10 protein-coding genes and 1 pseudogene are annotated in these 12,705 nt (G+C 66.6%); 5 read left to right on the forward strand and 6 right to left on the reverse strand.

Annotated features, from left to right (window positions below):
* Window positions 1–111 precede the first annotated feature (111 nt).
* The 5 genes from ACWPXK_RS12035 (at window position 112) to ACWPXK_RS12055 (ending at window position 6,315) form a co-directional block, all read left to right on the forward strand.
* Window positions 112–1,314, forward strand: coding sequence for a M50 family metallopeptidase (locus ACWPXK_RS12035; protein ID WP_454196432.1), 1,203 nt, complete (start codon window positions 112–114; stop codon window positions 1,312–1,314).
* 77 nt (window positions 1,315–1,391) lie between these two features.
* On the forward strand, window positions 1,392–2,135 hold the full coding sequence (locus ACWPXK_RS12040) for an AAA family ATPase (protein ID WP_454196129.1): 744 nt from the start codon (window positions 1,392–1,394) through the stop codon (window positions 2,133–2,135).
* Window positions 2,136–2,366: 231 nt separating this feature from the next.
* Window positions 2,367–3,524, forward strand: coding sequence for a flavodoxin-dependent (E)-4-hydroxy-3-methylbut-2-enyl-diphosphate synthase (ispG, locus tag ACWPXK_RS12045; protein ID WP_454196130.1), 1,158 nt, complete (start codon window positions 2,367–2,369; stop codon window positions 3,522–3,524).
* A gap of 70 nt (window positions 3,525–3,594) precedes the next feature.
* A complete protein-coding gene (locus ACWPXK_RS12050; RefSeq protein WP_454196131.1) occupies window positions 3,595–4,455 on the forward strand; it encodes a GNAT family N-acetyltransferase in 861 nt (286 codons plus the stop codon).
* Window positions 4,456–4,527: 72 nt separating this feature from the next.
* The gene (locus ACWPXK_RS12055; RefSeq protein WP_454196132.1) at window positions 4,528–6,315 is read left to right on the forward strand and encodes a penicillin-binding transpeptidase domain-containing protein; all 1,788 of its coding nucleotides are present in this window, start codon (window positions 4,528–4,530) and stop codon (window positions 6,313–6,315) included.
* Between the two features lie 126 nt (window positions 6,316–6,441).
* Here the strand turns inward: ACWPXK_RS12055 and ACWPXK_RS12060 are convergent, their stop codons facing one another.
* The 6 genes and pseudogenes from ACWPXK_RS12060 to ACWPXK_RS12085 form a co-directional block, all read right to left on the reverse strand.
* Window positions 6,442–7,410, reverse strand: a complete 969-nt coding sequence (locus ACWPXK_RS12060; protein WP_454196133.1) for a hypothetical protein — start codon at window positions 7,408–7,410, stop codon at window positions 6,442–6,444.
* 121 nt (window positions 7,411–7,531) lie between these two features.
* Window positions 7,532–11,029, reverse strand: a complete 3,498-nt coding sequence (locus tag ACWPXK_RS12065; protein ID WP_454196433.1) for a beta strand repeat-containing protein — start codon at window positions 11,027–11,029, stop codon at window positions 7,532–7,534.
* Between the two features lie 12 nt (window positions 11,030–11,041).
* A pseudogene (locus ACWPXK_RS12070) lies at window positions 11,042–11,221 on the reverse strand (IPT/TIG domain-containing protein); the annotation flags it as partial.
* Between the two features lie 328 nt (window positions 11,222–11,549).
* The gene (locus ACWPXK_RS12075; protein ID WP_454196134.1) at window positions 11,550–11,855 is read right to left on the reverse strand and encodes a hypothetical protein; all 306 of its coding nucleotides are present in this window, start codon (window positions 11,853–11,855) and stop codon (window positions 11,550–11,552) included.
* Window positions 11,852–12,289: a hypothetical protein gene (locus ACWPXK_RS12080; protein ID WP_454196135.1), complete on the reverse strand. Its 438-nt coding sequence runs from the start codon at window positions 12,287–12,289 to the stop codon at window positions 11,852–11,854. Before ACWPXK_RS12080 ends, ACWPXK_RS12075 begins: the two co-directional genes overlap by 4 nt.
* On the reverse strand, window positions 12,286–12,507 hold the full coding sequence (locus ACWPXK_RS12085; protein WP_454196136.1) for a hypothetical protein: 222 nt from the start codon (window positions 12,505–12,507) through the stop codon (window positions 12,286–12,288). Before ACWPXK_RS12085 ends, ACWPXK_RS12080 begins: the two co-directional genes overlap by 4 nt.
* Between the last annotated feature and the right edge of the window lie 198 nt (window positions 12,508–12,705).

Below are 12,705 nucleotides of genomic sequence, written 5' to 3' on the forward strand. Positions count from 1 at the left end.
CACCAGGTCGGCCGGTGTCCGGTTAGGGTGGTCAGAGTGCTCGCGGCCAGGAGCGGACGCGTGCGTGCGGGATATTTCGAGCTGCGCAAACGCAGGAGGGCTGTAGAGCAAATGGTGTTCGCGTTGGGATTCGTGCTGTTCGCCCTCGGCATCACGCTGTCGATCGCGCTGCACGAATGTGGGCACATGTGGACCGCCCAGGCGACCGGAATGAAGGTGCGGCGGTATTTCATCGGCTTCGGGCCGCGCATCTTCTCGTTCCGCCGCGGCGAAACCGAATACGGCCTGAAGGCGCTCCCGCTCGGCGGCTTCTGTGACATCGCGGGCATGACGGCGCTGGACGAGCTGCGCCCGGAGGAGCTCGACCGCGCCATGTACCGCCAAGCCACCTGGAAGCGGCTGCTGGTCATGTCCGGCGGCATCGCGATGAACTTCGTGCTCGGCTTCATCCTGATCGTGGTGCTCGCCGTCGGCTGGGGGCTGCCGAACCTGACCGAGCCGCCCGCCACGGCGCTGGGCTCGATGAGCTGCGTGCCGCAGCAGAATCCGGATGGTTCGACCGTGCCGTGCACCGGCACCGGCCCCGCCCAGCGAGCCGGATTGCAGCGTGGTGACATCGTCAAGGAGGTGAACGGCGTCAAAGTGGACACCTGGAAGCAGTTCCAGGCCGAAACCCAGAAGCAGACGGGCCCGTTCACCTACCTCATCGAGCGTGACGGCCGGACCGTCACCATTCCCGTCACCCCGGAGCGGGTGATGCGCTACCCCGAGGATGGTGGCGCGGGACGCGAGGTCGGCGCCGTCGGCGTGGCACCGGATCGCTACGAACCCGTGCAGTACAACGTGCTGGCCGCGATTCCCGCCGCGGGCGCGTTCACCGGGGACATGTTCGTGCGCACAGTGGACTCGCTGGCCCAGATGCCCGCCAAGGTGTCCTCGCTGTGGGTCGCCGTCACCGGCGGCGAGCGTGATCCGGAGACCCCGGTCAGCGTGTACGGCGCCAGCAAAATCGGCGGCGAGACCGCCGAACGCGGCTACTGGAACATGTTCATCCTGGTGCTGGCCAGCCTGAACTTCTTCCTCGGCGTCTTCAACCTGCTGCCGCTGCTGCCGCTGGACGGCGGCCACATCGCGGTGGTGATCTACGAGAAGATCCGCAACACCGTTCGCGGCTGGAAGGGCTTGGCCCCCGGTGCGCCGGTGAACTACTTGAAGCTGCTGCCGGTGACCTACGTGTTCGTCGTGATCGGCGGCGCGTACATGCTGCTCACCCTGGCCGCGGACATCGTCAATCCGATCAGGCTGTTTCCATGATCGGCTCGGACGGTCACCCCGGGTGGACCCGGACGCGGGCCTGACGGAAAACCGGCGAGCAACGGAGACCATGAGCCGTGCACAGAGAATTCGGAGCTTGCCGATATATCCGTGAGGTACGTCTGGAGCCGGACATTCGTTCTGACGAATACCCGTTCTGCCTGCCTGTGGTGACGCACCTCGATCGATCCGGTGGACTGGAGTTGGCGCCCGGCGTGAACTTCCTGGTAGGTGAGAACGGTAGCGGGAAGTCGACCCTTGTCGAGGCGATTGCGGTCGCCGCCGGGATGAATGCCGAGGGCGGCAGCCAGAATTACCACTTCGCCACTCGCTCGAGTGAGTCTTCGCTGGGCGAGCATCTTGTTGTGAAGTGGGACCTGAGGAAACCACGCAGCCGGTTCTTTCTGCGCGCCGAGTCTTTCTACAACTTGGCTACCGCAACGGAAATTCTCGGTCCGCAGCAGTTGGCGGTCTTCGGCGGGGTCTCGCCGCACGAACGCTCTCATGGCGAGTCGTTCGTGGACGTGATGCGGCATCGTTTCTACCCGGATGGGCTGTATCTGCTGGACGAACCCGAGGCCGCGTTGTCGCCCCGGGGTTGCATGGCGGTGCTCGCTCGACTGTCGGAACTGGTCGCTCAACGGTGCCAGATCGTCGTGGCGACCCATTCGCCCATCTTGCTGGCGTTGCCCGGAGCAACGATTTATCAGATTGCCGATGACGGCTCGATCGAGTCGGTTGCTTACGACGACGCACTGCCGGTTCGGCTGACCAGGGATTTTCTTGCTGAACCGGACCGATATCTCCGGCATTTGGTCTAGGCGCGGCATCGATCGGGCCTACCCCCATTTCGGTGATATGTGACACCGCTTGACAGAACCTTTGCCGTAGCACTGTTCTGACCGGGGGCGGCGGCCGGGGAGTGCGGTTGGCGACGTATTCTCGCGGTCGGCCGGGGAAGCGTTGTCGCTGCTGTCACAGGGTGGCCGTGGTGCGCCAAGGCTAGACTCGGCACCGAATGGGCCGGACACGACGAAAGTAGGCAGCCGAAGGTGACCAGCACAATCGGATTGGGGATGCCGACCGCTCCCGCGGCCGTGCTCGCTCCCCGGCGCAAGACCCGCCAGCTGATGGTGGGCAATGTCGGGGTTGGCAGTGATCACCCGATCTCGGTGCAGTCCATGACCACGACCAAGACGCACGATGTGAACGCCACCTTGCAGCAGATCGCGGAGCTGACCGCGTCGGGCTGCGACATCGTGCGGGTGGCCTGCCCGCGTCAGGAGGACGCGGACGCGCTGGCCACGATCGCGCGGAAATCCCAGATTCCGGTGATCGCCGACATCCATTTCCAGCCGCGCTACATCTTCGCCGCGATCGACGCCGGGTGCGCCGCGGTGCGCGTCAACCCGGGCAACATCAAGGAGTTCGACGGCCGGGTCAAGGAGGTCGCGAAGGCCGCGGGCGCCGCCGGTATCCCGATCCGCATCGGCGTGAACGCCGGTTCGCTGGACAAGCGGATGATGGAGAAGTACGGCAAGGCCACGCCGGAGGCGCTGGTCGAGTCGGCGTTGTGGGAGGCGAGCCTGTTCGAGGAGTACGGGTTCGGCGACATCAAGATCTCGGTCAAGCACAACGATCCGGTGATCATGGTGGAGGCCTACCGCCAGCTGGCCGCGCAGTGCGACTACCCGCTGCACCTGGGTGTCACCGAGGCGGGTCCGGCGTTCCAGGGCACCATCAAGTCCGCGGTCGCGTTCGGCGCGCTCCTGTCGGAGGGCATCGGCGACACGATCCGGGTGTCGCTGTCGGCCCCACCCGCCGAGGAAGTCAAGGTCGGCGGGCAGATCCTGCAATCGCTGAACCTGCGGCCGCGCAAGCTGGAGATCGTGTCGTGCCCGTCCTGCGGGCGCGCGCAGGTCGATGTGTACACCCTGGCCAACGAGGTGACCGCCGGTCTGGAGGGCATGGAGGTACCGCTGCGGGTGGCCGTCATGGGCTGCGTCGTGAACGGGCCCGGCGAGGCACGCGAAGCCGATCTGGGTGTGGCCTCCGGCAACGGCAAGGGCCAGATCTTCGTCAAGGGTGAAGTCATCAAGACCGTCCCGGAGGCGCAGATCGTCGAAACGCTCATCGAAGAGGCCATGCGCATCGCCGAGGAGATGGGCGAGGCCGCGGGCGACGGCGAACCGGTCGTCACGGTCGGCTGAGCGAAACCCGCCGACCTGCGCTTTCGGCATAGCCATACCGTATGGCGCCGGTTCGTGGCAGGCTGTCACCGTGCGGAGTCTGCTGGAGCCGGCGCGACGGGCCAAATACGCCCCTGCGCGGCAGCTCGCGAATCGGGATTTGGCGCAGGTGCTGCGGGTGCTGGATACCGATCCGGTGGCCTCGTGCATGGTCGCCGCCCGACTACAGGAATTCGGTCTGGACACCTGTGGCCAGGGCGAGCTGTGGAGCAGGGGTGGTCCGGCGGAGTCGCTGTGCTTCTCCGGGGCGAACCTGGTGCCGCTGCTGGGTGACCGAGACGCACTGCGCGCGTTCGCCGACCGAGCGGTCCGTTGGCCGCGGATCTGTTCCTCGGTGGTAGGCCGCAGGGAGCTGGCGTTGCCGCTGTGGGAGATGCTGGCCGTGCACTGGGGCCCGGAACGAGAACTGCGCGGCGAACAGCCGCTGCTCGCGCTTTACCAGCCGCCGCTGGCCACTCCCGACCCCGCGGTCCGCAGGGTGCGTCCGGGCGAGCTCGATTGCTACCTCTCGGCCGCGATCGCGATGTTCATCGAGGAGGTCGGTGTCGATCCCCGCGCGGGCGACGGCGGGCGCGGCTACCGCCGCCGCATCCAGAGCCTCATCGAATCCGGTCGTGCCTGGGCCCGTTTCGAAGACGGGGAAGTCGTCTTCAAGGCCGAGGTGGGCTCGCTGTCCCGGCGCACCGGCCAGATCCAAGGGGTCTGGGTACATCCCGACCATCGGGGAAAGGGCCGCGGTACCGCGGGCACCGCGGCGATCGCGAGCGCGGTGGTCGCCTCCGGCCGCACCGCCAGCCTGTATGTGAACGACTACAACCGGATCGCTCGCCGCGCCTACAGCCGGGTCGGGTTCCGGCAGATCGCGACCTTCGCCACCGTCCTCGTCGACTGACGGCACGCACCCGTGGCGAATTCCGGAGTGCCGCAGGCATTTGCCTGCCGGTGGCCACTACCATCGGTGCCGATGCCGACTCGGATGCTCCTCTCGCTCGCCGTCGCGGTGACCGCGGTGGCCGCAGCCGCTTGCGCGAGCCAGGCGCAGGGTCCGGTGCCCGCCGCGGACGCGTTCGTCAAGGCATTCGCCGAACATCGGGTGGACGCGGCCGCCGAACTGACCAATCTGCCCGAGAAGGCAAGCGGCGCATTGCGTTCGGCATGGCACCAGCTGCAGGCCGAACAGCTCACCGCACGCACCGGCGCGGCACGGGTCACCGGCGACACGGCGACCGTCGACTACACCTACGAGTGGCGGTTGCCCAAGAACCGGACGTGGAACTACTCGGGCCAGTTGCAGATGGGCCGCAGCAACGGGCGCTGGATGGTCCGCTGGACCTCCGCCAACATCCATCCCCGGCTCGGCGACACCCAGACCATGGCGTTGCGGTCGAATCCGCCGCCGCGGGCGCGGGTCAACGAGCAGTCCGGCAGCGACGTGCTGGTGCCCGGCAAGGTGTCCCGGGTCGCTTTCGCCGCGGCGCAAGCACCCGATGCCGCGGCGGTGGCCACGACCCTGGCCGCGGCGCTGAACCGCTTCGACAAATCGCTGACTCCGCATTCGATCCTCGGCGCGGCGAAGGCCGCTACCGGCGCCTACACCGTAGCGCTGCTCAACGAGAACGAATCCGGCCAAGTGACCACGGATCTCATCGGACTGCCTGGTGTCACGCTGACCCAGCAGTGGGACCTGGTCGCCACCGACCGCGATTTCGCGCCGGATCTGCTCGCCCAGGTGCGCAAGACGGTGATCGCGGAGGTGGACGGCAAGGCGGGCTGGAGCGTGGTCACCATGAACGCCAACGGCGCCGACACCGACCTGCTCATCGAAGTGCCATCACAACCAGCGCCGTCGTTCTCGCTCAGCGTCGACCGCAATGTGCAGAACGCCGCGCAGCAGGCCGTGGACGCGCGGACCGAGCAGACCATGATGGTGGTGCTGCGCCCGTCCACCGGCGCGATCCTGGCGGTGGCGCAGAACGAGGCCGCCGACCGGGACGGTCCGATCGCGACGATCGGGCAGTACCCGCCCGGTTCGGTGTTCAAGACGGTCACCGCGGCCGCGGCGATGTCGAACGGCGTCGCGACCCCCGACACGATGCTGCCCTGCCCGAGCCGGATCATCATCGGCGAGCGGACCATCCCCAACTACAACCTGTTCACGGTCGGCAACGTGCCGATGGCGACCGCATACGAGCGGTCCTGCAATACGTCGTTCGCCAAACTCGCCAGTGAGCTGCCCGGTCCCGCACTGCACGACGCCGCCGCGAAACTGGGGATCGGGCCTGGCTATTCGGTGGTCGGGTTGCCGACGACATCCGGTTCGGTGCCGTCCGCCGACGATCTGGTCCAGCGCACCGAAGACGGCCTCGGCCAGGGGAAGGTGGTGGTCAGCCCGTTCGGTATGGCGCTCATGGCGGCGACCATCGCGCACGGCTCGGCGCCCGTGCCCTACCTGATCGCGGGGCGGCCAACCCGGGTCGACGGCGACCGCCCCGCGCTGGCCCCTGACGTGATCGAAGGGCTGCGCCTGATGATGCGCAAAGTGGTCACCGGCGGCACCGCCGAGCGGGTCGCCGATCAGGGCGAGGTGTACGGCAAGACGGGCGAGGCCGAAGTCGACGGCGGGTCGCACTCCTGGTTCGTCGGGTTCCGCGGTGACATGGCGTTCGCCACGCTGCTGGTCAAAGGTGGTAGTTCCGACAATGCCGTCGCCGTGACACGAGATATGTTCGCCGCGTTGCCCGCCGGGTACTGAAGCGCTTGCGTTCCCACACCGGAACAACCCAGAACAGAAGCTCATGGTGCCGTGGGCGGTCCAGCGGGAACCGCGCCACGGCAACCATCGTCGACCGATACTTCACGGGTGTGTCCTTCGTCGTGCCTATGCGATCAGCAGATGCTCCAAGCTGGTCGTCCGGTCGGAGTACTCGTCGACGCCGATGACCGCGACGAACTCCCGATCACCAGCACGCTGCTGGAGCGGATTCCATGAGGTGGCGAGATACCAACCCGCTCCGGCGGTGCCGTGCGGACCCAGACCCCCGCAATAGATCCAATATCGGTCCGGATGCACCTCCGGGCTCGGCCGGACCCGCGCGATGACGCCGATGTTGCGGTCATCGTTCGAGTCGTATTCGCTTCCGTCGCTCAACCGCAGGTGCACCGAACGAGAGCCGTCATCGGCGGCGCTGTTACGGATGGTGAACAGCGGACGATCGACAGTCTCCACATACAGACGAGTACAGCCGTTGCCGCTCAGCCCGAAACTGATGTACGGCCGGTCGGAGCGGGCGACCATGTCGCGGTCGCTGCGCACGTCGGCTCGGATGCCGGTGTGGCGCTGGAGCAAGGAGAACACATACAGCAGTCCGCGGACATCGTTCTCCGTCACCATGGACGGGAGGTCGACACCGGTCTCCTTCCCGAAGGGCCAGGAAATCCCGGCCGCTTGCAGCGTGTCCACGGACGGCCTGGTCAGCTCGTGTCTCGGGTACACCAGAGTGGTTCCCCTGGTGGTCATCTCCGCCCCGAGAAACGCCTCGAGCTGGATGTCGGTGCCGGAAGGACCAGCCCCCTGCAATCGGGGGTTGGCCGGTGTGGAGTTGGCCATCTGAAACAATCCTTCAACCGTCCAGCCCGGGAACATTCTCTCCAGCACCCGGCAGTGATAGTCGCGCGGAAGCCCGACCATACGACCCGACAACCACTGGTAGTACTGCGCCTTCGCCGGCCCATGACCCGGCGGAATGGGCGGGTCGAGCTGCGCCGCGCACCGGTCGTACGCGGCCAGGAAATCCGGATGACTTTTGAGATGCCGCTCCGCCAGCAGCATCTTGAGTACGGTCGCCAACGAAAACCCCCTTACCCCTGCAGCCCCCGTCCACGGTGACGAAGGCTCTGTTGTATTCGCTCAACCGCAACGAAACTGGGCCGTCGGCAAAAGCCTGCCGACGGCCCAGCCGGATCAGCCGTTAAACATAGATGAAGCTGAGTCCATTACTCGTTCCTCCTGAGGTCGTGACGGTGAGTTGCACGGTTCCCGTCCCTGCGGGCGAGACGGCCGTGATCTGGGTGGCGGAGTCGATGGTGAACGACGTTGCCGGTGTGGCGCCGAAGTTGACCGCTGTGGCTCCCGTCAGGTCCGTGCCGGTGATGACGACTGTCGTTCCGCCTGCTTGCGGGCCTGTGTTGGGTGCCAACGTGGTGAGCGCGGGAGCCGCGTTGTAGGTGAACGCGACGCCGTTGCTGGTCCCACCCGCTGTTGTGGTGGTGATTTGCACGGTTCCGGTCCCCGCTGGTGCCACTGCGGTGATCTGGGTGGCGGAGTCGACGGTGAACGAGGTTGCCGGTGTGGCACCGAAGTTGACCGCTGTGGCTCCGGTCAGGCCCGTGCCGGCGATGACGACTGTCGTGCCGCCTGCCGCGGGGCCGGTGTTGGGTACCGCGGTGGTCAGGGCGGGCGCCGCGATGTAGGTGTAGGCGACGCCGTTGCTGGTTCCACCCGCGGTGGTCACCGTAGCCTGAACGGTTCCGGTCCCCGCTGGTGCCACTGCCGTGACTTGGGTGGCGGAGTTGACGGTGAACGAGGTTGCCGGTGTGGCACCGAAGTTGACCGCGGTGACGCCGGTCAATGCCGTGCCGGTGAGCACCACTGTCGTGCCACCCGACTCCGGGCCCACGTTCGGTACCGCCGCGGCGAGGGTGGGCACGTCGACGAAGGTGTAGATGACGCCGTTGGTGGTTCCACCCGGGGTGGTGGCGGTGATCGCCACGGTTCCGGTCCCCGCCGGTGCGACGGCCGTGATCTGAGTGGCCGAGTCGACGGTGAACGAGGTCGCCGGTGTGGCACCGAAGTTCACCGCGGTGGCTCCGGTCAGTCCCGTTCCGGTGAGGACCACCGTTGTGCCGCCGGATACCGAGCCCAGGGTCGGTGCCGCTGTGGTGAGGGTGGGCAGCGGGACGTAGGTGTAGGCGACGCCGTTGCTGGTTCCACCCGCGGTCGTGGCGGTGACTTGCACGGTTCCGGTCCCGGCCGGTGCGACGGCGGTTATCAGGATGTCGGAGTTGACGATGAACGAGGTGGCCGGTGTGGCACCGAAGTTCACCGCGGAGGTCGTGGACAGCCCTGTTCCAGTGAGGGCGACGATCGTACCTCCGGTGACCGGACCCACATTCGGAACATCCGAGATGAGGGTGGGTATCGGAACGTAGGTGTAGGCCAGGCCGTTACTGGTTCCACCTGCGGTGGTGGCGCTGACCACAACCGTCCCGGTCCCCGCTGGTGCGACGGCGGTGATCTGGGTGGCGGAGTCGACGGTGAACGACGCTGCTGGTGTGGCACCGAAGTTCACCGCGGTTGTTCCGGTCAGACCCGTGCCTGTGAGGACGACCGTGGTGCCGCCTGCGGCTGGGCCCACGTTCGGTACCAGCGCGGTGAGGGCGGGTACCGGGATGTAGGTGTAGGCGACGCCGCTGCTGGTCCCGCCCGGGGTGGTGACCGTGAGTTGCACGGTTCCGGTGCCTGCGGGGGCGAGGGCGGTGATCTGGGTGGCGGAGTCGACGGTGAACGAGGTCGCCGGTGTGGCACCGAAATTGACCGCTGTCGTTCCGGTCAGACCAGTTCCGGTGATGATCACCGTCGTTCCACCGGTTGCCGGGCCCACATTCGGCACGACCGTGGTGACGGCGGGTACCGGAATGTAGGTGAAGGTGAGACCGCTACTCGTTCCGCCCGCAGTGGTGGCGGTGACTTGCACCGTCCCGGTCCCGGCCGGGGAGACGGCGGTGATCTGGGTGTCGGAGTTGACGACGAACGACGCTGCCGGTGTGGCACCGAAGTTTACGGCGGTTGTTCCGGTCAGACCGGTGCCGGTGAGGACGACCGTCGTTCCACCAGCTTCCACACCGGCACTCGGTACCAGCGTGGTGAGGGCGGGCACCGCGACATAGGTGAAGGCGACGCCGTTGGTGGTTCCGCCTGCTGTGGTGGCGGTGACCTGCACCGTTCCGGTTCCGGCGGGGGCGATGGCGGTGATCTGGGTGGCGGAGTTGACGACGAACGAGGTTGCCGGTGTGGCACCGAAGTTCACCGCAGTCGCTCCGGTCAGTCCCGTGCCGGTGAGGACTACCGTGGTGCCGCCGGTCACCGGACCGACATTCGGCACCACCGTGCTGAGGGCGGGCACCGCGACGTAGGTGTAGGCGAGACCGTTGCTGGTTCCGCCTGCTGTGGTGGCGGTGACTTGCACGGTTCCCGTTCCGGCGGGAGCGATGGCGGTGATCTGGGTGGCGGAGTTGACGACGAACGACGCTGCCGGTGTGGCACCGAAGTTCACTGCTGTCGTTCCGGTCAATCCCGTGCCGGTGAGCACGACTGTGGTGCCGCCGGTGACCGGACCGACGTTCGGTACCAGGGTGGTCAGGGCAGGTACGGCGACGTAGGTGAAGCCGACGCCGTTGCTGGTTCCGCCGGGCGTGGTGGCGGTGATCTGGACTGTCCCGGCCGCGCCCGCGGGAGCGAGGGCGGTGATCTGGGTGGCGGAGTTGACGGTGAACGAGGTCGCTGGTGTGGCACCGAAATTGACCGCGGTGGTTCCGGTCAGGTTCGTGCCGGTGAGCACGACGGTGGTGCCTCCGGTCACCGGGCCGAGGTTCGGCACCGCTGTGGTCAGGGTCGGTGTCGCGACGTAGGTCAGGGGCAGAGCGTTGGTGGTTCCTCCGGCGGTGGTGACGGTGACCTGCACGGTGCCGGTCCCGGCGGGGACGACGGCGGTGATCTGGGTGTCGGAGTTGACGGTGAACGAGGTCGCTGGTGTGGCACCGAAGTTGACCGCGGTGGCGGTGGACAAACCGGTTCCGGTGAGCACGACCGTGGTGCCGCCGGTGGTCGGGGCGGTGTTGGGGGAGAGGCTGGTCAGGCTCGGGACTCCGGCGTAGGTGTAGGAGACGCCGTTGCTGGTTCCACCCGAACCGGTGACCGTGACCTGGACCGTCCCGGACCCGGAGGGTGCGATGGCGGTGATCTGGGTGGGGGAGTTGACGGTGAAAATGGTGGCGGTGTTACCGAACCGTACCGTCAATGGACCGGTGAACCCGCTGCCGGTGATGACGACATTGTTGCCGCCCGCCGCCGGGCCCGCGGTCGGGGAGATCGAGGTGATGGTCGGGACCACCACGTAGACGAAGGTGACCGGGTTGCTGGTGCCGCCCGGGCCGGTGACGGTGATCGACACGATCCCGCTGCCGGGAGGCGATACCGCGGTGATCTGGCTGTCGGAGTTGACCGTGAACGAAGCCGCCGGTGTGGCACCGAAATTCACCGAGGTGACACCGGTCAGACCCGATCCGGTCAACGTGACCGTGGTCCCGCCCGCGGTGGAGCCTTGGCTGGGGCTGACGCTGCTCAACGAGGGAACAGCGACATAGGTGAACGGAACCCCGTTGCTGGTGCCAGTCGTGGAGGTGGTCACGGTGACCAACACCGTCCCGGACAAATTGGCCGGAGCGATCGCGGTGATCTGCGTGGGCGAGTCCACCGTGAAAGAGGTTGCCACATTACCGAACTTCACGCTCGTGACAATCGGGACGAACCCCGTACCGGTGATCGTCACAGTCGTATTGGCGGGCCCTGATGTGGGGGAGATGGAAGTGATGGTAGGCATCGCGCTGCCTCCTCGTTGCCGTGGTGATGGATCTTCTGCACCGGGGGGTGCCCGACTCGCTCAATGGCCCGGCTACTTTCCATTAACACTCCTGAACCAGCAACTGGGCAACGAGTCTTGAATCCGTTTTGGTCCGTTTTCGGATTGGCCGCGTGTCGCCCGTGACCAGCCCATCTGGCATTGCGGCAGCGGCATTTTCGCCAGGCGCCGGCCTCCGTCCGGCATGAGACCGCCGGGTTCGGTTGCGGAAACCTCGGGCTGCCACGAGCGTTCGGCAACTTCGCCGAAACCGTCCCGGCAGGGACTCACCCAGGTGTACTGTCATCGGTCAGAGGAACAGTTCGGGCGGGTCCTCGAATTCGATGCCTGCCTTCCGTGCCCGGGTCACCATCTTCCGATCCCATTCCCGGTGCACCCGTAGCGCCATACGAAACTCGCCCATCTGCTCGGACATCAGTTGCGTCTGCGAAATGGCAAGGTCGCTCAGCACCTTCGCGGCGTCGGCCTTCGTCTTGGTCATGGTGGCGTCGACATCGCCGCGCTTGAACCATGCCGTCACGATTGCCGACAGCACCGAGGAGCTGGCGATCAGCACGAGCGCCGCGAACACCGGCGACTGCTGGACCAAAGTCATGGCTCCTCCTTCATCTTCACCGCGTGCAGGGTCTGCACGTCCTGCAATACCTGCCGGCGTTTCCACAGGAACGCGAGACCCAGTGCGATGGGCAGCGGTCCGCCGAGAATCGTGGCGGGACTGATAGTTCGATGCTGGAACTGCATCACCAGTAGCTGACCGCCGAATGCCATCAGCGACCAACCGAGCGCCCCCAATCCGATCTGCTCGACCAGGTACCCCCACACACGCCGAGCGAACACGCCGACCAGCGTCGCGACGCAGCCGACCAGCATGAGGACCAGCCACAGCACCCGGAATCCCGGTGGCATGTTCGAGGTAGCGGAACCCGGTGGCGGACCGTGAAAGGCCTGCAATAGGGCGGAGACCCCGAAGACAGCGCACAGGACCACTTCGAAGGGATCGTGGCGTGTGGTCGTCTTCGGGGTTCTCATGCGGGTTCACCACTGCGCGGCGGCGCTGGGCTCACCCGGTGGCGCGCCGACTCGACGGCCGGAAGTCCCAGCGCCGCGGCGACAACGGCGAGGATGAATCCGGACGTGTCAGCCGAGACGACACCCCTGGTGACCCCGTACCCGATCAGCGCTACCAGCAGCGGGTACAGCAGGGCGCGAACGGGCTCGCTGCGGAGGGCGGTGAGTATTGCGTTCATTGGTTTCCCTTTCTCTTTTGTGTGGGTTGTGCGGAAGCTCGTCGGTATTCGAAGGCTGGCGGTGTCCCAATACACGAGCCCGTTTTGCCGGAATTCTGGATGGCCCGTATCCCAGTGGATTCGTCGGAGCAGGGCAGCCGAGACTGCCACTCTCGAGCCCGCTGGGTTTCAGCGGTTTGCGGATCACCGCGTATACAG

It is taken from the genome of Nocardia sp. Marseille-Q1738 (assembly GCF_965283145.1).

Excerpts from the sequence above, each read along its gene's own strand:
- ACWPXK_RS12085 (WP_454196136.1), bottom strand. The coding sequence starts at position 12,507 with ATGAACGCAATACTCACCGCCCTCCGCAGCGAGCCCGTTCGCGCCCTG.
- ACWPXK_RS12075 (WP_454196134.1), bottom strand. The coding sequence starts at position 11,855 with ATGACTTTGGTCCAGCAGTCGCCGGTGTTCGCGGCGCTCGTGCTGATC.
- ACWPXK_RS12080 (WP_454196135.1), bottom strand. The coding sequence starts at position 12,289 with ATGAGAACCCCGAAGACGACCACACGCCACGATCCCTTCGAAGTGGTC.
- ACWPXK_RS12035 (WP_454196432.1), top strand. The coding sequence starts at position 112 with ATGGTGTTCGCGTTGGGATTCGTGCTGTTCGCCCTCGGCATCACGCTG.
- ACWPXK_RS12055 (WP_454196132.1), top strand. The coding sequence starts at position 4,528 with ATGCCGACTCGGATGCTCCTCTCGCTCGCCGTCGCGGTGACCGCGGTG.